At 64.1% G+C, this 20,195-nt stretch carries 12 protein-coding genes and 2 tRNA genes; 5 read left to right on the top strand and 9 right to left on the bottom strand.

Translation table 11 applies throughout. From position 1 onward, the window contains the following. Positions 1-251 precede the first annotated feature (251 nt). Positions 252-1,613, top strand: coding sequence for an RNA polymerase sigma factor (locus HMPREF2944_RS08360; protein ID WP_070682358.1), 1,362 nt, complete (start codon positions 252-254; stop codon positions 1,611-1,613). Between the two features lie 566 nt (positions 1,614-2,179). On the opposite strand, the gene HMPREF2944_RS08350 is transcribed toward HMPREF2944_RS08360, so the two are convergent. Continuing rightward, positions 2,180-3,322 (bottom strand): ADP-ribosylglycohydrolase family protein, encoded by a 1,143-nt coding sequence (locus tag HMPREF2944_RS08350; RefSeq protein ID WP_070682352.1) that lies wholly within the window; start codon positions 3,320-3,322, stop codon positions 2,180-2,182. Between the two features lie 451 nt (positions 3,323-3,773). Between HMPREF2944_RS08350 and HMPREF2944_RS08345 the strand changes: the two genes are divergently transcribed. The 3 genes from HMPREF2944_RS08345 to HMPREF2944_RS08335 all read left to right on the top strand — a co-directional run bounded on the left by HMPREF2944_RS08345 (position 3,774) and on the right by HMPREF2944_RS08335 (position 9,885). After that, positions 3,774-4,955, top strand: coding sequence for an exonuclease SbcCD subunit D (locus HMPREF2944_RS08345; RefSeq protein WP_070682349.1), 1,182 nt, complete (start codon positions 3,774-3,776; stop codon positions 4,953-4,955). After that, positions 4,952-8,239, top strand: a complete 3,288-nt coding sequence (locus tag HMPREF2944_RS08340) for an AAA family ATPase (protein WP_070682346.1) — start codon at positions 4,952-4,954, stop codon at positions 8,237-8,239. Before HMPREF2944_RS08345 ends, HMPREF2944_RS08340 begins: the two co-directional genes overlap by 4 nt. A gap of 173 nt (positions 8,240-8,412) precedes the next feature. Continuing rightward, positions 8,413-9,885, top strand: a complete 1,473-nt coding sequence (locus HMPREF2944_RS08335; RefSeq protein ID WP_070649227.1) for an MFS transporter — start codon at positions 8,413-8,415, stop codon at positions 9,883-9,885. Positions 9,886-10,032: 147 nt separating this feature from the next. Here HMPREF2944_RS08335 and HMPREF2944_RS08330 read toward each other — a convergent pair whose 3' ends face one another. The 8 genes from HMPREF2944_RS08330 to bcp form a co-directional block, all read right to left on the bottom strand. Beyond that, positions 10,033-10,680, bottom strand: coding sequence for an MBL fold metallo-hydrolase (locus HMPREF2944_RS08330; RefSeq protein ID WP_070682343.1), 648 nt, complete (start codon positions 10,678-10,680; stop codon positions 10,033-10,035). A 9-nt stretch (positions 10,681-10,689) separates the two neighbouring features. Next, positions 10,690-11,781 (bottom strand): S-(hydroxymethyl)mycothiol dehydrogenase, encoded by a 1,092-nt coding sequence (locus tag HMPREF2944_RS08325; RefSeq protein WP_070682341.1) that lies wholly within the window; start codon positions 11,779-11,781, stop codon positions 10,690-10,692. Between the two features lie 135 nt (positions 11,782-11,916). Next, positions 11,917-13,005: an alpha/beta hydrolase gene (locus HMPREF2944_RS08320; protein WP_070682338.1), complete on the bottom strand. Its 1,089-nt coding sequence runs from the start codon at positions 13,003-13,005 to the stop codon at positions 11,917-11,919. Positions 13,006-13,078: 73 nt separating this feature from the next. Continuing rightward, on the bottom strand, positions 13,079-14,542 hold the full coding sequence (locus HMPREF2944_RS08315; protein ID WP_070682336.1) for a YihY/virulence factor BrkB family protein: 1,464 nt from the start codon (positions 14,540-14,542) through the stop codon (positions 13,079-13,081). A gap of 298 nt (positions 14,543-14,840) precedes the next feature. Further along, the gene (locus HMPREF2944_RS08310) at positions 14,841-16,322 is read right to left on the bottom strand and encodes a malate:quinone oxidoreductase (RefSeq protein ID WP_070682333.1); all 1,482 of its coding nucleotides are present in this window, start codon (positions 16,320-16,322) and stop codon (positions 14,841-14,843) included. 288 nt (positions 16,323-16,610) lie between these two features. After that, positions 16,611-18,719: an ABC transporter substrate-binding protein gene (locus HMPREF2944_RS08305; RefSeq protein ID WP_083313109.1), complete on the bottom strand. Its 2,109-nt coding sequence runs from the start codon at positions 18,717-18,719 to the stop codon at positions 16,611-16,613. Positions 18,720-18,890: 171 nt separating this feature from the next. Then, positions 18,891-18,972: transfer RNA gene (locus HMPREF2944_RS08300), tRNA-Leu, on the bottom strand. 136 nt (positions 18,973-19,108) lie between these two features. Continuing rightward, entirely contained in the window at positions 19,109-19,585 is a 477-nt protein-coding gene (gene bcp, locus HMPREF2944_RS08295) for a thioredoxin-dependent thiol peroxidase (protein WP_070682331.1), read from the bottom strand. Positions 19,586-19,817: 232 nt separating this feature from the next. Here bcp and HMPREF2944_RS08290 point away from each other — a divergent pair. After that, positions 19,818-19,890, top strand: a tRNA-Lys gene (locus HMPREF2944_RS08290). The last annotated feature ends 305 nt before the right edge of the window (positions 19,891-20,195 follow it).

The raw sequence follows: 20,195 nt of genomic DNA, 5'->3' as shown, positions 1-20,195 counted from the left end.
AGCCCCCGAAAATCTGCAATACTTATGTATTGACCCCGTACAGTCGATGCGCTATAGCGCGCCCTCAAACAGCTCAGTACAACGAGCCGCGGCACCACGTAAACGACCAACGCGAGCGGAATAAAAACCCGTCCCGCAGTGTTAATCGGTTCAGAGTCGCAAACACACCAAAGAGGACGCCAGCACAGACTTGACAGGGTCTTAGGTGTTTTGCAGACAAAGCACCCCAACACAAGCCAGAAAGGGTACTAGTGGCACCTGCACCCAGCAAGAAGACTGCAACCGGCGACGCAACCGAAGAAACCGCCGTCAAGACCACCCGCGCCACCAAGGCAACCAAGACTACTAAGGCTACTAAGGCAGCCAAGACCACCTCCGAGGCAGCCAAGGAAACCACCGCAGAAGATACTGCCACCGCAACCACCGCGGAAAAGCCCAAGCGCACCCGCAAGACCACCGCTAAGGCAACCACCAAGCGCAAAACCGGCGGACGACGCAAGAAGACCGACGACGACTTCGACCTCGAACTCGACGACGATCTCGAAACCACCGACGCCGACGAAGAGCCTGAAGAAGACGAAGCCACCGTCGCCAAGAAGGAAGAAAAGAAGGCCGCCGAGGCTGTAGCAGCCAAGGGCTCCGGCTTTGTTCTCACCGCCAGCGACGACGACGATGCCCCCGCTCAGCGCGTCGTCACCCCCGGCGCAACCGCCGACCCCGTCAAGGACTACCTCAAGCAGATTGGTAAGGTCTCCCTGCTCAACGCACAGCAGGAAGTCGACCTCGCCATGCGCATCGAGGCCGGCCTCTACGCAGAACACAAGCTCGCCGAAAACCCCGACATGGACAAGGACCTCAAGAAGGCCATGCGCTGGGTCGTCCACGACGGCAAGCGAGCCAAGAACCACCTGCTCGAAGCCAACCTGCGACTCGTCGTCTCCCTCGCCAAGCGCTACACCGGCCGCGGCATGCTCTTCCTCGACCTCATCCAGGAAGGTAACCTCGGCCTCATCCGCGCCGTCGAGAAGTTCGACTACTCGAAGGGCTTCAAGTTCTCCACCTACGCAACCTGGTGGATCCGCCAGGCCATCACCCGCGCCATGGCAGACCAGGCCCGCACCATCCGCATCCCCGTGCACATGGTCGAGGTCATCAACAAGCTCGCCCGCGTGCAGCGCCAGATGCTTCAGGACCTCGGTCGCGAACCCACCCCCGAGGAGCTCGGTAAGGAACTCGACATGACCCCCGAAAAGGTCATCGAGGTTCAGAAGTACGGCCGCGAGCCCATCTCCCTGCACACCCCCCTCGGCGAAGACGGCGACTCCGAATTCGGTGACCTCATCGAGGACTCCGAGGCAGTCGTCCCCGCAGACGCGGTGTCCTTCACCCTTCTGCAGGAGCAGCTCCACTCCGTCCTCGACACCCTCTCCGAGCGTGAAGCCGGTGTCGTCGCAATGCGCTTCGGCATGACCGACGGTCAGCCCAAGACCCTCGACGAGATTGGTAAGGTCTACGGCGTGACCCGCGAACGAATCCGCCAGATCGAGTCGAAGACCATGTCTAAGCTCCGTCACCCGTCGCGTTCGCAGGTTCTGCGCGATTACCTGGACTAAAAGTTCATATCTAGCGGTTCTAACGTGCTGGCGGATGCTCGTGCAGCTGGTCTGCTGTCCGGCACGCAGAGGATGCTCGCGGTACAGTTCCGCACGACCGGCACGCGGACGATGCTCGCGGGGGAGTGCCCCCTCTTCAGCGCCTGGGGGCGCTTCGAGGACGGAGCCCCCGCTACGCATGTCCGCTACGCCGCCAAAGTTCAGTTTCACAGAGGCTGAGTATGTCAGGTTGGCTCTGCGGACAATGCTCGCGGTACAGTTCCGCACGACCGGCACGCGGACGATGCTCGCGGGGGAGTGCCCCCTCTGCGGCGCTGAGCGCCTTGAGGACGGAGCCCCCGCTCCGCATCGCCGCTATGCCGTCTAGGTTCAGTTTCGCTAGATCTAGCACATACAGAAAAGGCTCTCCGAGATACCGGAGAGCCTTTTCTGCGTATGTAAACAGTTTGTACTTACGGCTCGCGGACGATGCTCGCGGGGGAGTGCCCCCTCTTCAGCGCCTGGGGGCGCTTCGAGGACGGAGCCCCCGCTCCGCATCGCCGCTATGCCGTCGAGGTGCAGCGCTACTACAGGCCCAACTGGCGCAGATAGCGTTCCGCAACCGCCTCCACCTGGTCTAGGCCATGCACACGACCCAGCGCCTGTGCCCAGACATCACCCGCAGGTTCCGAACCCACCGGCAGACCGGCCGCCGCCCACAGCATACCGACCATCGCTCCCACCGAATCCGAATCAGAATCCACCGACACCGCGCGGCACAGCCCCTCAAACAGGGTGCCACGCACCGTCGCATCATCAGCATCGGCGGGTAGATTCCTCAGCGCATCCGCCGCGCACCACAGCGCCGTGCCCAGCAGCTCCGGGGCGGTCCACCCCGTACCAAAATGCTCAGCCACCGCCTGCGGCACCGGCACCACACCGCGCTCCAAAAGCTCGAAGGCACGGTTCAGCGCCTCCACGGTGCGGGAACCATCACCCGGAATCGCATCATCCCCGGCAACCGAACCGCACCACGACACCACACGACGCGCCGCCTCCAGCAACGCGTCAAACGAGCCGGACGGGGATGCCAACAAATCGCGGATGAGCAGCGCGTACGCCGCCGCTGACACTAAAGCCTCCGGGTGGCCGTGCGTCAATGCCGCACCGCGCACCGCCAACATGACCACCGTGCGCTCCTGAGCCACCGGCAACAGCCCCAGAGCCGCCGAACGCACCAGCGCGCCGCTACCCAGAGCATCAGGGTTCACCGACTTCGACACCAGCTGCATCTCACCGGTACCCAACCCCCGCAACGTCGCAGCACCCGGACCGCGACGAGCCGTCAACTCGTTCGACCCGTCAATTTCACGATCCAAAGAAAACGGGGCGGTCTCCGGCAGAGCCTCGCCAATACCGCGGAACCACCGCAAATACGCCAGCCACAGGCACGCCAACTCATCCGCCGCCGCGCCCTCGTTATTCCACTCCAGAACCTCCGTCAGGCCGTCTAGGGTGTAGCAGGTCAGCTGCGTATCATCGCTGATTAGCAGTTCGCCGTACGCGGCCTCCCAGGGCTTCGGGTTGCGCTCCGCGATCTGCTCCGCCGACAGCAGCTCAAGGGGATAGCCCAGCGCGTCACCCAGCGCAGACGCATACAACAGGCCGCGCACCCGGCCCGCAAACTCCGCAGAAACCTCGGGTGCGCGCGTGAACTCAGAAAAACTCATAGGGCGATTATCCCACGGGTGCATTAGGACGCGCGGGGGAAGTACCAGGCGGCTTCGTGCTCAGGATGCGCGGGGTTGGGGTATATCAAGCGGCTTCGCGCTCACGCTCGCGGGGGAGTACCCCCTCTGCGGCGCTGGGGCGCCTTGAGGACGGAGCCCCCGCTCCGCATGAGCACTTTCGCCGCGGATGGGCGCCTGCTCCGTGCGTGGGAGGCCTTGAGGACGGAGCCCCCGCTCCGCGTGAGCACCTCGCCGCTGTGGGGTGCCTACTCCGTGCGTGGGAGGCCTTGAGGACGGAGCCTCCGCTCCGCGTGAGCGCCTACGCCGCGGATGGGCGCCTGCTCCGCGGATGGGGAGATATCGGGGATGGAGCCCCCGCTCCGCATGAGCGCCTACGCCGTGAATGACGAACCGCGGGGCGCACTTTTCTCAACGGTGCCATACTGAAACCATGAAGATTCTGCACACCTCCGACTGGCACCTCGGCCGCACCTTTCACCGCAGCCCTCTCACCGACAAGCACCGGCAGTTCATCGACGAACTGCTCGACTACGTTCGGGCCGAAGGCGTTGACGCCCTCCTCATTAGCGGGGACGTCTACGACAGCAGCATCCCCAACGCCGAAAGCACCACCCTGCTCGACCGGGCTCTCACCCGCCTCGTCCAGGCCGGCGTGCAGGTTATCCTCAGCTCCGGCAACCATGATTCCTTCCGCCGCCTCAGCTACGGATCAGCACTCTTTGAAGCCTCGGGTGTGCACATCCGAACCACTCTCGAGGACGCCACCCGCCCCGTCGAACTCGTCGAGGGGACCCAGCGCGTGCACGTCTACGCCATTCCCTACCTTGCGCCGCGCCTGCACGCCACCGCACTCGGGGTTGAACCCACTCACCGCGCCGTCCTCGGCGCCGTCACCGATGCCATTCGCGCGGACATCGCCGACCGTCGAGCTCGCGGCGAAGGTGCCGACCGCGTCATCGTCATGAGCCACGCAACCGTCAGCGACACCGCAGGCAACGCCGACACCACGCCCCGCAGCGACTCCGAACGCGACATCAGCGTCGGCGGCATCGACTGGGTACCTGTCTTCCTCTTCGACAGCTTCGACTACGTAGCCCTCGGGCACATTCATAAGCGGTACCCCGTCACCCCCACCATCCGGTACAGCGGCTCACCCCTCGGCTTCTCCTTTAGCGAAGAAACCAACCGCAACGGCGCCTACCTCATCGAGCTCACACCCGAACGTGAGCCCGTCGTCACCGGGCATGAATGGGCAACCCGCGTTCCCATGAAAACCCTCCGCGGCACCATGGACGATCTGCTCAACAACCCGGAATACACCCCCTACGAGCGCGGCTACTACTGCCGCATCGAGCTCACCGACGAGACCCTTCCCGTCGGCGCGGTCGACACGCTCCGCAAGCGGTACGAAACCATCTCGCACTTCAGCTACCGCAGCACCCGCGAAGCCATTGAAAAACCCGCCGCTCCGCCGCTCAGCCAGAAGATTAACCCCGTGGACCTCTTCGACCAATTCCACCGTTACGTTCGCGAGCGTCCCCTCACCGACCCCGAACGCGCCGTCATCACCGATATCGCCGACCGAGTCACCGCTCAGAAAGACCACGCATGATTCTGCACCGCCTCGAATTTGAAGCCTTCATGGCATACCCCGACCGGCAGACCATCGACTTCGGCGACCTCAACGCTGCCGGAGTCTTCCTGCTCAACGGTCCCACCGGCGCCGGTAAGACCACCATCCTGGACGCTATCTGCTACGCCCTCTACGGCGGCACCACCGGCGACCGCGACCCCGCGCAGCTCTACTCCACCTACGCGGCACGCAGCAACACCCCGCCCCGCGTCTTCCTCGACCTCACCCTGCAGGGTCGCCGCCTGCGCATTAACCGCACCCCCGTGTACAGCCACCCCATCACCCGCGGCAAGCGCGCCGGACAGATGACCGTCAAGGCCGCCACCGCCACCGTGGAGGAGCTGCTTCCCGGAGGCAACCCGGAGGACGATAAGGCCTGGAAGCCCATCGCCTCCCAGGTCAAAGAGGTCAACGCCGTCATCGCGGAGCGTATTCACCTCAACCGCGAACAATTCCTCAAGGTCGTGCTCCTCGCGCAGGGGCAGTTCGCGCAATTCCTCAAGTCCAAGCCGGTAGAGCGTAAAGAACTGCTCAAGAAGATGTTCCCCGTAGATCACATCGAGGCCATGTACGCCGAGCTTCTCGAGGAGGCAAAGCAGGCCCGGCAGGACGTTGCCAACGATGAACAGGCCCTCGACGGCTATCTCAATCGTGCCCGGAGTGGTATGGAAGCTCTTCGCGAAAGCCTCACCCCGCTCACCCCCGAGGGGGAGGCGGCCGAAGCATCCCCCGCCGACGGTGGGCCGGAGACCGCAGAAGCCACGGATACGATTACCCCCGAAACCGTCGCCGCCGAAACCCTTGACGCGTGGCTCGCCTCCGGTGTCGAGGAGGCGCGCACCGCCTCCGCGCGGGACGGCTGGGAACAGTCCCGCCTCGCCGGCGAAGCTGACCGTCACGCCCAGACCCTCAACGAGCGCCTTCAGCTTCGCAAGGACTGGGGCGAGTACGAACAGCTCGTCGCGCGCCGTGAACGCCTCGTTGAGGAACGGGAACCGCACGAAGCACGCGTGAAGGAGCTTGCGGATGCCCGCGCCGCCGCCCCGCTCACCGCGCGCTACACCCAGCTGCGCGTTGAGGAACAGGACATCGAAGAACAGCGCGCCCGGCAGGCCGAGTACGCCGGCACCCTGAAGACCGCTCGCGAGAGCCTGCTCCGTGCCCTGCGTGCGGGGGAGGATCCCGCGGAAGATGCCGCGCCCTACCCCGAGGAGGAGCTCTTCGCCACGCGTACGGCTGAAGAGCCCGCGGAGGCCCGCGGCCGGCATCTCGACGCGACCCTCGCCTCCCTGCGCGCCCTGCACAAGCGCGACGATCAGCTGGCCCAGGAGGAGCGCACTGTCCGACAGGCCCAAACCCGGAGCGAGCAGCTGGCCCAGAAGGTCGAAAGCGCCGCCCAGAAGCTCGAAACCTTGGGTGCCAGGGCACGGGAAATTCAGGAGAACCTGAAGGCCTACGAGAAGGCCGAGGAAGAGCACGCTCTTGCCCTCCGCGGGGCCGAGGACGCCGAGAAGGCGCACCGCGAAGCCCAGCAGGCCCAGCAGAATATTGACGCCGCGCGGCGGGCCGTCGCCGAGGCCGAGAAGGAAGCGGAACGAGCCCTCGGCACCCGGCAGAAGGCTCAGGAACGCTGGGAGGAAGCCGCCCGAGCCGCTATCGAGGCGACCGACGCCTTCAGGAGCCTGCAGGCGCAGCGACTGGCCCAGGCATCCTCCCTGCTCGCCCGCGAGCTGGCCGAGGGTGAACCCTGCCCGGTGTGCGGTTCCGCGGAGCATCCCAACCCCGCCCGTGCCCGCGAGGGCGAGAGCCTCGTCGAGCAGACCGATCTGGACGCAGCCAAGACCCGTGAAGACCGCGCCCACGAGGCCTCCCGCGCTCGCGAGGAGGAGAAGGAAAAGGCCACCCTCGCGTATCACCGGGCTTCTGAGGCGCTGGCCCGCGCCCGTAGCCAGAGCGAAACCCTCGCGGCCCAGGAACGCACAGATCCCGAGCAGAGCGCCCGGCAGCTGGCCCAGGCCCGCGAACGGGTTCAGCAGACGACGACCCGTCTCGCCGAGCGCGACGCCCTGCGCAAGCGCCAGGCTCAGGCGGAGGCCGAACAGAAGGCCGCCGAAGAGACCCGGAGCACCCTGCACGATGCCCTCACCGAGGCCCAGGCCCTCCACCGCGAAAGCCTCGAACGCCGTGACGCCCTGGCCCGAGAGCTGGCGCCTTCCAAGGCTCACATCCCGTTTGCCCAGCGTATTGAGGCACTTGAGAACTACCGCGCCCTCGCCCAGCGCGAGGAACAGGGCTCCCTGCTGCTGAACCGCGCGGCGGAGGAGCGCTCTAAGCACCTCGTCGAGGTTCAGGGGCTGCTCCAGGAGTCGCCCTTTGCCGATTCCGCCGGGGTCATTGCGGCCGAGCGAACGGAGGCTCAGATTCTGGCCCTCGAGAAGGCCGTGAACGACTACGAGCTGGAGTCCGCCCGCGTGAACGAAAGCCTGGGCCGCAAAGCCCTGGTCGAGGTCGCGGCTCGCGTGGCCGCGGGCGAACAGGCCCCGGATAATCAGCAGGAACTCAGGGGACGCATCGAGGAACTGCGCCAGCGGGTGCAGCACCTCGTTCGCCGAGAGGGCGAGAGGGAAGGCATCGTGCGTTCCCTGCAGGCCCTGCGGAGTGAGTTTGTCGCCTTCCGCGAACGGACGGCCGAACGCTACGATCGGGTCGAGATGCTGGGGGCCCTCGCCGCCGCGGCCCGAGGCGACACCCTCGGCGGGTACACGCACCAGGTGGACCTGGTGAGCTACGTGCTCGGCGGTGAATTCGAGCGGATCCTGGACGTCGCGGATAAGCACCTGCAGCGCATGAGCGACGGTCGCTACGGTATGAAGCTCAGCGACCACCGCGCTAAGGGAAGCCGTAGCGGCGGTGGCCTGAACCTGAACATCACGGACACCTGGACGGGAGAACCGCGCGACGCCGCGTCCCTGTCCGGTGGTGAGTCCTTCCTGGCCTCCCTGGCCCTGGCCCTGGGACTGGCCGAGGTGGTGCAGTCGAACAACGGCGGAATCGAGCTGGACACCCTCTTCATCGACGAGGGCTTCGGTACGCTCGACTCCGAAACCCTGGATACGGTGATGAACACCATCGAGTCTCTGCGTGAGAACGGTCGCACCATCGGCCTTATTTCGCACGTTGAAGAGATGAAGAACCGTATTCCGACCCAGATTGTGGTGGAAAAGGGACAGCGTGGCTCCTCGGTGAGGGTAAACTCCTATTAGGCATACCCCCGCCCTCGAACGCTGACGCGTCGAGAACCGGCGGAATAATCACGAGAGAGACCATGACCCCATCACCTCAGCGTAGGAATCAGGATTCAGCGCGCCCCGCGGCTCACCCCGAGGACGCGTCACCCACCCCCGGTGCTCACGTACCGGGGGTTCCTCCGCACACTATGAAGGTGACTCCTCCTCCCGAGCTACACGTGCAGCCTACCTCCGGCACGGGGGTTCCCTCCGCTCCGGGCGGTCCCCTCACCGATGTGGTGCGTAACAACGACCACGTGCTGCAGGAGGTGAGGCCCCTCCCTCTGCCCTCGGATGATGAGGTCAATAAGGACGACTCGGTATCGAACATCGTGCGTCAGCATTGGGCGCTGTTTTGGCGAAACGGCCGTGAGCAGCGCAAGTACCTGCGTGATATCTTGCGCGATGAGGGATTTGCGCGTAGCGTCCTGACCATTCTGTTCCACATTCCCGCGGCATCTTCGGCGTTTGCCTTGTATATTCTGCTGGCGAGCCACCTGGGTAGCGTGCACGACGCCGGTTACGCGGTGGCGGCTTTTGCCGGTGCGTACTCGGTTCAGGTGATGATGGGGCCCATGCTGGTGCGGGCCCTGGGCCTGCAGTTTCTTCTGGGTATCACGTCGGTGTTGAACATCGCAGCGATAGCGAACATGCTGGTCATCGGCTGGCGTCTGACGGTGGATCCGAACAATGTGAGTACCCTTTACCATGCGCTCTCCTGCGTGGCGATGGGCTTTACGACCCCGCCGTGGACTCCGTTCGCTCTTGAATCGTTGTATCGCCGGAATTACCGGTATAGCGACGAGCGGTTGGCGACGGCCGTCTCGTGGGGTACCACCGCGAACCTGTCGATGCACCCGTTAGCGGCCCTGATGATTTGGATTGGCGACGCCTACATTGCGCCTAACCACGAATATTCGGGCTTCTGGATTACCATCGGTCTGGATGTGCTCCTGCTCCTGGTGGTTTTCGTGGCGCCGAAGTTCCTACCGGATGTATCTCGCCTGAAGACGGCGAGCGCGCGGGTGCGCATGACGCGTCCGAGCCTGCAGACTGCGGTTCTGGTGATTGGCCTGGTGCTACTGGGCGGATGCGTGGGCTCCGTGGGCTCGGGTCTGCTAGGCTTCGCGCTGATGCAGGGGTCGATGAACATGTTCATGGCGATGGTGGCCGTCGGAACGGGATCGATGGTTCTGGTGGCTTTCCCCGTGATTTTGGGTGGGCAGTCCATTAACCCGTGGCACGGCTGGCTTTTGAGCGGAATTCTGCTGGTCCTGGCCGCCCTGTACCTGCCGACGAGCGTGGATACGTCAACGATTTTCTATGCATTAGTCCTGTGCGGTGCGACGCTGGGTGTGGCCTTCGCCGGCCATGAGCTGTCGCTGAGCCGCTCGCTGAAGTATATTCCCGACGCACAGGCAAGCTTCTTCACCCGTTCGATGCTGGGCATCGGCATGGCGATGGGATGCATGTGGGGCGGCTACATGGGCGACGCCCCATACTACCGCAACGCGTTCATGGTGCCGGTGATTGTGGCGACCATGTACTTTGCGCTGGGGCACCTGTACGGTTACCTGTGGCGCGAGGAGCACGAGGAGAAGCTGGCTCCCCTGGACGCCTAACCCTTCGCGTTTCCAGATACGGCGGAAGGCCCCGCCACCTGCGTGCAGGTGGCGGGGCCTTCCGCTTTTTAGTGCCGTGCCGCGTAGCGCCGCGCTGTGCGGGTAGCCGCGAGGACAGCCGTGCCGTGCGGGCGGCATGGCTAATGCTTAGTGGCCGCGCTTAATCCACACGGGCAGCTCGGGTGCCTCCAGGCCGATGCCGGTGCTGTCGCCGTGGCCGGTAAGGACCGCGGTGGACTCGGGCAGGGTCAGCAGGCGGGTCGAGATCGACTCGATGATGGTGTCGAAGTCGCTGTAGGAGCGTCCGGTTGCACCGGGGCCGCCGTTGAAGAGGGTGTCGCCGGAGAAGACGACGCCTTCGCTGTTCTCCCAGCTGAGGGTGGGTGCGTAGAAGCACACGGAGCCGGGGGAGTGGCCGGGGGTTGCCAGGACGGTCAGCTCGGTGTCGCCGATGCGCAGTACGTCGCCGTCAGCCAGCTCACGGTCGAAGTCCCAGGAGGGATACACCATTTCCCAGAGCACACGGTCCGCTGGGTTCAGGTAGACGGGGGCGCCGAAGCGTTCTGCCGCCTCCTTGGCGCTGCGGATGTGGTCGTCGTGGGCGTGGGTCAGCAGAATCTTCTCCACGGTGCGGCCCGCGACGGTTCGCGAGATCTTGTCCACGTCGTGGGCGGGGTCAATGATGATGACGGAGGAGTCGTTGCCGACGATCCACACGTTGTTGTCGACGTCCCAGCAGCCGCCGTCCAGCGAGAAGGTGCCGGAGGTGATGACTCGTTCAATACGTTCGCTCATCCTGCGCTCCTAGAGTTCCACGACCGAGCGCAGCACGCGGCCGGTCTTCATGGTTTCGAAGGCTTCGTTGACGTCTTCAAGGGTGATGCGCTCGGAGACGAAGCTGTCCAGATCGAGGCGGCCGAGCAGGTACTGGTCCACGAACTCGGGGAAGTCGCGGGAGGGCAGGGTGTCGCCGTACCAGGCGCTCTTGATGGAGCCGCCGCGGCCGAAGACCTCGTCCAGCGGAATGTTCCAGGTGGTGCCGGGTGCGGGCACACCCACGAGCACGACGCGGCCGGCCAGGTCGCGTGCCTCGAAGGCCTGCTTGAAGGTGGGGGCGATGCCGACGGCGTCGATGACGAGGTCTGCGCCGAAGCCGCCGGTGAGTTCCTTGATAGCTTCGACGGGGTCGACCTTGGAGGAGTTCACGGTGTGGGTTGCGCCGTGCTTGCGGGCGCGGGCCAGCTTCTCTTCGTCGATGTCCACGGCGATGATGGTGGTCGCGCCACCCAGCTGTGCACCGGCGATAGCCGCGGTGCCGACGCCGCCGCAACCGATGACGGCCACGGACTCGCCGCGCTTGAGCTCACCGGTGTTCAGCACGGCACCCAGGCCGGCGGTGACACCGCAGCCGAGCAGGCCGATCGCGGCGTACTGTTCGGGGCTGATGTCGGCAGTAATCTTGGTGCACTGACCTGCCGCGACGAGGGTCTTCTCAGCGAAGGAGCCGATGCCCAGCGCGGGGGTGAGCTCGGTGCCGTCCTCGAGAGTCATCTTCTGGGTTGCGTTGTGGGTTGCGAAGCAGTACTGCGGCTGGCCCTTGCGGCATGCGCGGCATTCGCCGCAGACGGCACGCCAGTTGAGGATGACCAGGTCGCCGGGGGCGATGTCGGTGACGTCCTCGCCGACAGCCTCAACAATACCTGCGGACTCGTGGCCGAGCAGGTAGGGGAAGTCCTGGCCGACGCCGCCGGTGACGTAGTGGTGGTCGGTCTGGCAGACGCCGCAGGTGAGGACCTTGACGAGTGCTTCGCCCTTGCCGGGGTCGGGTACGTTGATGGTGGTGACGGTGACGGGCGCGTCCTGGGCGAGGGCTACGACAGCCTTAACCTGGTGCATGGTGCTCCTTTGCTGGGCGCGGTTGAGCCTCAACCGCTAGATAAAGGTTTTTTGATACGTTCCCATTCTAAGAGCTAAGGCATACCTGACGCACCCCGGGGTTGAGCGTGAAGCCCCCCGGAGGAATATGACGTTTTATGAAGGGTCCGTCGCTTCCCCGGCACCTTCTGCCGCCTCGGTTGCTTCCGCTTCCGCCGCGAAGGCGAGCGCGCCGCGGCGAAACACTCCGGAGGTCAGGGCGTTCACGTGATCGCGGCCGGGCAGGGGAATGAAACGGTTGAGCGGGTTGTCCTCGCGCACCATGTCGTAGAGTTCGGCACCGTCGGCGGCGATGGTGTCCGCATCGCCGAGCACGACCGCGATGGGCGCGTGCGGATGCGCACCGGGGTTGCCCGCCGGCAGCTCGGGGGAACCGGCGCGTAGCGCGGGCACGTCGAAGAACGGGCCGAAGGGAATCCGCACGAACTTCAGCAGCGCATCGGGCTGAGCGGGGGAGTTATCAATAATCGAGGTGAAGGAGGCAATGGCCTCCTCCGTGGAGTCTGCCGCCGGGGTCTGCGCGCTCGCGGAGGCGCTGGTACCTTCGTGCGCCTCGAGCATGGCGCGCAGGGTGATGAGGTGGTCGTGCAGGGGCAGGCCGCCCAGGGTGAGGGAGGCGACCGCCTCCGGGTGGGTGAGGGCGAGTTCCCAGCCGACGCGGGCGCCGAAGGAGAAGCCGATAACGTGCGCGCGCGATTCCAGTTCAACGCCGAGATCGTTCTCGGTGGCGACGGTGCGCAGTAGCCGAGCGAGCATGTTGGTGAACAGGTGCATGGGGGTCAGCGGCCGGCCCGACGCGTCAACGGAGGGCACCGAATCGACGGGAATTTCTCGGCTGCGCACACTCGTGTGGTCGGGGAGCTTGCAGTCGATGGCGTGCATGGACTCGGGGTCCTTGAGGTATTCGTCCGAGTGGTAGGGCAGGGCAACGATCAGCACGGGGTATCCGGCGCGCAGGTATTGGCGGATCCAGCCGGTGCCGCCGTAGAGCTGTTCGCCGCGGGTGGCGAAGCCGTGAATCATGAGGGCCGGGATGCGGCTTTTGAGCTGCTTCGGCTGGTAGAGGGTGTACTCGAGGTTGGGTAGGGTAACGCCGGGCGCAGCATTATTGGTCGCGGCGGCGGCGTCAGGCGTAGCGGCGGTGGGTACGGCAAAGGGCGCGGGAGAGAATTCTGCACTGGTCATAGTTCTATCTTAGTGACCGGGGTTTCTGTCCCGCGCCCTTCACACGCATGGTGGGTGAGCGCTCGGCTGCCTCTTAGTTCTTCTTGGCCGCCTCGTTCGGGTTGTCGGTGCTCGGCTTATCGGCGCCTAGATTGTCGGCACCCAGGTCGAAGAGTGCCTCCTGGGCCGGCTCGGTGGAAGATTTTGCCTCGGCAGATGAGCTTGCTGCGGCGGAAGAGTCTGACTCGGCGGTCGCGCGTGCATCCGCCTTTGCCGAGGCTGCCTCCGAAGCCTGAGCCTCGGCGGCGTCAGTCCTCGCCTGCTGTTTCTTGCCGTTTTCGAGTCGTTCCTTGCCGTCGGCAATCATCGTGCGAATCATGGCGGTGTTGGTGTCCACCGCCTTCTGCACGCGGGCTACGACGGAGGGGCCCTTCGGCTTGGGGAGCATGCCCTGACCTGCCGCCTGCTGCTGCAATTCGCGTCCGGCAGACATGAGGCGTTCCTGGCGTGCCTTCAGCGCGCGCGAGGCGGAGGTGCTACGCGGCTGCACCTTCAGGTGGCCGTGGTCGTCGTCGCCGGCGATAATCTGGCGCATGAGCATAATTTCCGCGTCCAGGTGCGCGCCGAAGAGCAGCATGTTGTTCATAATCCAGATGAACAGCAGCATCACGATCACACCACCAATCAGGCCGTAGGTGGCGTTGTACTTGCTGAAGTTGTTGGCGTAGAGGGTGAAGCCGAAACCGCCCAGGCCCATGCCGAAGAGCGCCAGCGCCGCACCGGGGGAGAGCTTCCACTGTTTGAAGCGGCGCACGTTCGGGGTGGTCGCGTAGAGCAGAGTAATCAGGGCGATTGCCATGAACAGGATGAGGACCCAGCGGCCGTTGAGCCAGATGAGCTTGATGAGCTCCATGTCGACGGTCGCGGGCACGTACTGACCGACCATGTCCAGGACGGTTACACCCAGCAGCATCATGAGCATCATGAGTACCACGAGGATGATAATCACGGTGGTGACGAAGACGTTCAGCGGCTTGAGAATCCAGCCGGGGCGGCCTTCACGCACGTTGTAGACCGTGTTGAGAGCTCGACCGAAGGATCCGGTGTACCCGGAGGCGGACCAGATCGCACTGAGGATACCGGTCAACAGCACCAGTCCTGCGCCATGGTCGCCGGTAATCTGCTTGATGGGGTCTTCCAGGATGCCGTACATCTGGGCGGGCGCGTTGTCCTTGAGGAAGGCGAGGATGACGGCGGCGCTTTCCTCACCGTGACCAAATACGCCCAGTAGGGAGACGATCGCCAGCAGGGCGGGGAAGATGGACAGCACGGTGAAGTAGGTGAGTGCTGCCGCCATGTCGGTGCCGCCGTTTGCACCGAATTTGTAGATGGCACGGCGCAGAATGTAGAGGATGCTGCCCTTGGGGAAGTCGCGCAGCTTCACGCTTGCGTACTTGGGGGCCGCGGGCTTCTTCTTACGGGAGAAGAGTCCGCGTCGAGCTCCGGCGGGTACCTGGGTTGAGGAGGTGTCCGTGGAAGAGCCGGTGTGTGCAGCCAATGGGGCTCCTTGGGTGAGAGTGGCGAGGTGTACACATGCGGCGCCCCGCACGTCTCGCGCTGAGACCGTACGGGCGCACAGTTTGAGCGGGAAGAACAATGAGCTGTTCTTCCCGCCCCTGCGGTGACATTATAGGGTTTCTGCCGCACCGCACAATTTACCGAAGGTGCAAATATATGGTGTGTTTGCCCTCTCGGGGCCATATATCTCGATACCTTGGGCACACAACAGGCCCCTCCACGCGGGGTGGAGGGGCCTGCCGAAAGTACGCGTCGAACGTTCGACGGGTTACGCGCGGCTAGTTGTGGATGCCCAGAACCTTAGCGGTGTGGCCCATCAGCTCGTCAGCCAGCTGCGGGTTGTCGTTGAGCTTCACACCGTAACCGGGGATGAGCTCCTTCAGGCGGGGCTCCCAACCGGCAATCTTGGAGGGGAAGCACTTGGACAGCAGGTTCAGCATGATAGGCGCCGCGGTGGAAGCGCCCGGGGATGCGCCCAGCAGTGCAGCAATCGAACCGTCGGCTGCGGAGACGACCTCGGTACCGAACTGCAGGATGCCGCCCTTCTTCGCGTCCTTCTTCATGATCTGAACGCGCTGACCGGCCTCGATGAGCTCCCATTCGCCGCCGTCAGCCTCGGGGTAGTACTGGTACAGCGACTCGAGGCGGGCTTCCTTGTTCTTGAGTAGCTCGGAGACGAGGTACTTGACCAGGTCCAGGTTGTCCAGGCCTGCGCGGCTCATCGGGTAGATGTTGTTCAGGCGCAGGGACAGGGGAAGGTCCAGCAGCGAACCCTGCTTGAGGAAGTTCGTCTTGAAACCCGCGTAGGGGCCGAACATGAGGGCGCGCTTGCCGTCCACGTAGCGGGTGTCCAGGTGAGGCACGGACATCGGGGGAGCACCCACGGATGCCTGGCCGTAGACCTTTGCGTTGTGCTTCTGTGCGGTAGCCTCGTGGGTATTGCGCAGGAACAGGCCCGAGACGGGGAAGCCGCCGTAGCCCTTACCTTCCTTGATGCCGGACTTCTGCAGCAGGTGCAGGGCACCGCCACCGGCGCCGAGGAACACGAACTTAGCGTTGATGGTCAGCGGCTCTTCCTTGTTGATGCGGTTAATCGCGTCAACGGTCCAGGAGCCGTTGGACTCGCGGTTCAGGTTGGTGACCTGGTAGCCGTAGCGAACCTCGACACCCTTGGACTGCAGGTAGTCAATCATGTGCTGGGTGAGCGCACCGAAGTCGACGTCGGTACCCTCGGGGGCCCAGGTGGCGGCGATGGGTTCGTTGCCCTTGCGGCCGTTCACGGTCAGCGGTGCCCACTCGGCAATCTTCTCGCGCTCGGTGGAGAACTCCATGCGCTCGAAGAGCTTCTCCTTGCGGAAGGCGTCGAAACGTGCGGCCAGGTACTTGGAGTGATCCTCGCCGAAGACCAGGGACATGTGCGGAACCGGGTTGATGAACTCGGTGTTCGGCAGAATCTTTTCTTCAACCAGGGAGGCCCAGAACTGGCGGGAAATCTGGAACTGCTCGTTGATGTTCAACGCCTTGGCGGTGGAGACGGTGCCGTCGGGGCCGGCGGGGGCGTAGTTGAGCTCGCACAGTGCCGAGTGGCCGGTACCGGCGTTGTTCCAGGGGTTGGTGGACTCCTGGGCGGCCTTGTCGAGGCGCTCAAGCAGGATGATGTTCCAGGTCGGCTCGAGTTCCTTGAGGAACACGCCGAGGGTGGCGCTCATGATGCCGCCGCCCACCAGGACGACGTCGGTTCGTTCAGTACGTGCTACCACTGAATTCTCCCTAGGGTGTGGGTGCCCGGCGTCGGGCACAACAAATAATTGTGGGGTATATCATCTAGCCTACTATCTTTTGAAGGGCGAGTTGTAGCTAGAATCCACAAAATATTGGAGAGTGGTACACCTCATAAGTAAGGTTTTCTTAGGGTAGAAAAAACCTTAGCTGTCGTTGCCCGGTAGCCTCCGTCCCCCCCCCCGCGGAGGCGCGGGCCGCCGCACGTGCCGAAGAACGTGCCGAAGAACGTGCCGAAGAACGTGCCGCCGGCCTCGCGGGGCATCTGGCTACGACAGGCGCAGCTTGTTGAAGAACTCGATAGCGTTCTGCTCCGTCTGGTAGCCCTGCACGGAGCGGCTCACCGCAACCTTCGAGGTCACGTTCAGCAGGGGAACCGCCGGCATGAACTGGCCGAGCTGGGTAACCACCTGCGCGTAGAGCTCACGCTGCGCATCCACAGACTCGGCCGAATCCGCGGCGCGGATGCTCTCCATAATCTGCAGGAAGCTCGGGGATTCCTCCACGGGAACGGCCGTGGCCGAAGGCGTGGGGGTGGGCGAAGCGGAGGCGGATTCCTCCGGGCTCACCGGATCCGGGGAGAAGTTCGGCTGCGGACTCGGCGTCGCCTGAATCCGAATATTTGAATCCGCACCGTTTGAAGAGGGTAGCTCGACGGTCTTCGCTGTCACCCCGGTCGTCATGCTCTCGGGTGCCGCGGCGACGATTGAGCGCACCTGCTGCTCGGCAATCATCGGGGCCAACGCCGGACCGAAGAACGCATACGGGTCGCGGTACATGCCATAGAAGCCTGCCAGCGCAATGCCGCGCGTCGAGGACGGCTCGTTCACCTTTGCGTGGTACTCCTCCCAGGTGAGCGGCACCGGCACAATGTTGAGGCCCACCTCGATGAGGGAAGCCACCATCTCGGAATACACCTTCTGCGGGGTATCCATCCAGGGCAGGGAAACATCCGCGGGGTAGTAGCACTCAATCACCTGGTTGTTGTACCCGGCCGTGGCCAGTAGCGAACGGGAAAGGTCCTGATTGCGGTCGGTGTGCTCTTTCGCGTGGTCGGCCCGAATACGGAACGACGGGGAGACAAGAGTCTGCGCGTCAGAGGTGCCCTGCGGGTAGTACTGGTGGAGTGCCCCGCGGTCAACCGCGTGGGAGATGGCGCGGCGCACCGAAATATTCTTGAGCACGGGGTGCGCCGTATTCAGGTGCAGGTACACGAGCGAGAACGGGTCGCGGCCCGGGGTCTGGTAACCGTCACGAGCCAGCTGACCCAGATCGGAGGAATTCACCTGATCGCACGCATCGATCATTCCCTCGACCAGCGCGAAGTAGCGCTTATCGGAGGAGGTCAGGGTCGAAATCTGAATCTCATCAAGCTGCGGGCGTGCACCGTCAAAGTGCTCGTTCGGAAGCAGGTGCACGGTGCCCTTCTCGGAGGACTCGATGCGGAAGGCTCCGGTGCCCACCGGAACACCGGTGAGCTTCTGGTCGCTACCAAAGAGCGCGGGGTCGATAATGCCGAAGGCCTGCTGAGTCAGGATGCATCCGAAGGCCAGCGAGGGGCGCGAGAGGGTCACCACGACCGCGCCGTCCTGCTCCTTGACGGAGGTCACCAACGGGGTGAAGGAGACGGGCTTCGGCTCAGGCTTCGTTGCCTCCGTCTTCGCGGTCGCCCCCTTCTGAGAATCGGAGGAATTGGGATCCGCAGACGGGGATGCGCTGCTCTGGGCATCCGCGGTTGCGGAGGCGCTCGCCCCCGCGGTCGGGGAGGCCGTCGCGGACGGGGTGGCGGAGGCATCTGCCGAGGCATCCTTCTGCGCGGGCTGCTCCGGCACACCAAAACCCCACGCGTACAGGGGCTGTGCCGGAACCACCAGCGCGGCGGTAGACTCGCCCGTTGCCAAGGCCTGCCAACGCTGGAAATTCTGCACCACCGCTGCGGCCGTCAGGGCCGTACCGTTGCTGAAATGCACATTGTCACGCAGAACAAACGTATGGGTCAGGCGGTCGTCCGAAACCTTCCACTCGCGGCAGAGCGAATCGGTCGTATCGGGGGAGCCCGTGTAGTGGTCTGCCGTGAGCAGGGTCTGCAGAACCTGCGCCGTCACCTGATAGGTGCTTGCCACCGGGGAGAGCGCGGGGTCCAGCTGAACGGGGGCGGCACCCTGCGCGAAACGAAAAATACGGCCCGCTGAAGCCGCCGAGGAACCCGATGCGGGGTTGGAGGAGCCGGTCGAAGCGCACGCGGTTAGGGCCGTTCCCGCGCTCAACAGGGCGCCAAAACGCAGAACGTCGCGGCGGCTCAGGCCGCGTGAACCGGCGGTTACCCGGAGCAGCTCAGCGTTTTTGCGGGCCGAAGAGGCACGATGATCATTCAGCACGGGAGGTCCTCTTTTCCATAGCGGATGCTTGTATTCAGAATACCGGTTCGAGTCGCGCTCGGGCACTCGTTCTGCCGCAATCTGCGAGAGCGGGGCCGCGGGAGGCGGAGCACGGATAGAACAAACCCGCCGCCACGGTAGCCGTGACGGCGGGTTCACTGTGAATGTGTGTGCGCGAGGGGGGACTTGAACCCCCACGCCGTAAGGCACAGGAACCTAAATCCTGCGTGTCTGCCAATTTCACCACTCGCGCGCGCGGACCTCACCCCGAAGGGATGCGTCAGAGGTCCAAGACCCAAGTCTACACTAGAGGCTCCTCTAGACGCGAAATCGGCGGTGTATCGTTCCGCCACCGCTTCCCGACCATCGGCCTGAGTGGTGCCCCGGCCCTACTTCGGGTCGATGCCCAGGTCGCGACGCAGCTTTGCCACGTGGCCGGTCGCGCGCACATTGTACTGGGCCACAGAAATAACGCCCTGCTCGTCAATCACGAAGGTCGAACGAATCAAGCCCTCGTACACGCGGCCGTAATTCTTCTTCTCACCCCACGCGCCGTAGGCCTCAGCTACCGTGTGATCGGCATCGGAGAGCAGCGGGAACGACAGCGACTCCTTCTCCGCAAAACGGGCAATAGCCGACGGCGAATCGGGGGAGACGCCCAGAACCACGTAGCCCAGAGACTTCAGCGAGGCCAGGTTATCCCGAAAGTCGCAGGCCTCCTTCGTGCATCCGGGGGTCGAAGCCTTCGGGTAGAAGTACAGAATGACCTTGCTACCCGCGTAATCGCTCAGGCTGTGCTCCGCACCCGATGCGTCGGGGAGGGTGAAAGCGGGGGCCGGGGTGCCCGGCTCAAGACGGATGCTCATGATGCTCCTCAAAGTTCATTGCGTGTGGCGGGTGTGCCCGCCCCAATACTTCACCCCAGTCTAAAGCGTCCCTGTCTCGGGATGCACCCCGCTCGGGGAAAACTGCCCCGGAGAGTCTCATGCCCCCGCACCATATAATGTGTTGAGAGTCACCATGTATCGAGTTGCGCAAAAATTTGGAAGTGCGTATAGTATTTTCTTGTTGCAAGGGAAACCTGCAAAAACAGAATAAGCGCCTCTAGCTCAATTGGCAGAGCAATTGACTCTTAATCAATGGGTTCTGGGTTCGAGTCCCAGGGGGCGCACATCAAGAAAGATCCCGCTGATTCTTCGGAATCGGCGGGATTTTTGCGTTCCCTGAATAAATACAGTTTTGTCGTGCGAGGTGCATATTATCCTCTTTGCTCCTGCAGGGGACCTGTCCTCGCAGAGCTCGGACACCCTGATGTCGCGGCAGAGGATATATGCACCTCTGCGTGTATCAGTATTCGGGGTGCGCTGCGGTCCCGCCGGGGTTGCGGTAGATTCGCGGTGGTTTTGTGTGCGCCCCGTGCCTAGCGAACTGGTGCGGGGGAGGGCTGTCGCGGTTTAGCCTGCTACCTGGTGGCTG

The organism is Rothia sp. HMSC072E10 (assembly GCF_001813965.1).
Taxonomy (GTDB): domain Bacteria; phylum Actinomycetota; class Actinomycetes; order Actinomycetales; family Micrococcaceae; genus Rothia; species Rothia mucilaginosa_A.
Note: the sequence above shows the minus strand (reverse complement) of the source record. Positions and strands in the feature narration are given on the sequence as shown.

Excerpts from the sequence above, each read along its gene's own strand:
- HMPREF2944_RS08350 (WP_070682352.1), bottom strand. The coding sequence starts at position 3,322 with ATGAGTTTTTCTGAGTTCACGCGCGCACCCGAGGTTTCTGCGGAGTTT.
- HMPREF2944_RS08345 (WP_070682349.1), top strand. The coding sequence starts at position 3,774 with ATGAAGATTCTGCACACCTCCGACTGGCACCTCGGCCGCACCTTTCAC.
- HMPREF2944_RS08340 (WP_070682346.1), top strand. The coding sequence starts at position 4,952 with ATGATTCTGCACCGCCTCGAATTTGAAGCCTTCATGGCATACCCCGAC.
- HMPREF2944_RS08335 (WP_070649227.1), top strand. The coding sequence starts at position 8,413 with ATGAAGGTGACTCCTCCTCCCGAGCTACACGTGCAGCCTACCTCCGGC.
- HMPREF2944_RS08330 (WP_070682343.1), bottom strand. The coding sequence starts at position 10,680 with ATGAGCGAACGTATTGAACGAGTCATCACCTCCGGCACCTTCTCGCTG.
- HMPREF2944_RS08325 (WP_070682341.1), bottom strand. The coding sequence starts at position 11,781 with ATGCACCAGGTTAAGGCTGTCGTAGCCCTCGCCCAGGACGCGCCCGTC.
- HMPREF2944_RS08320 (WP_070682338.1), bottom strand. The coding sequence starts at position 13,005 with ATGACCAGTGCAGAATTCTCTCCCGCGCCCTTTGCCGTACCCACCGCC.
- bcp (WP_070682331.1), bottom strand. The coding sequence starts at position 19,585 with ATGAGCATCCGTCTTGAGCCGGGCACCCCGGCCCCCGCTTTCACCCTC.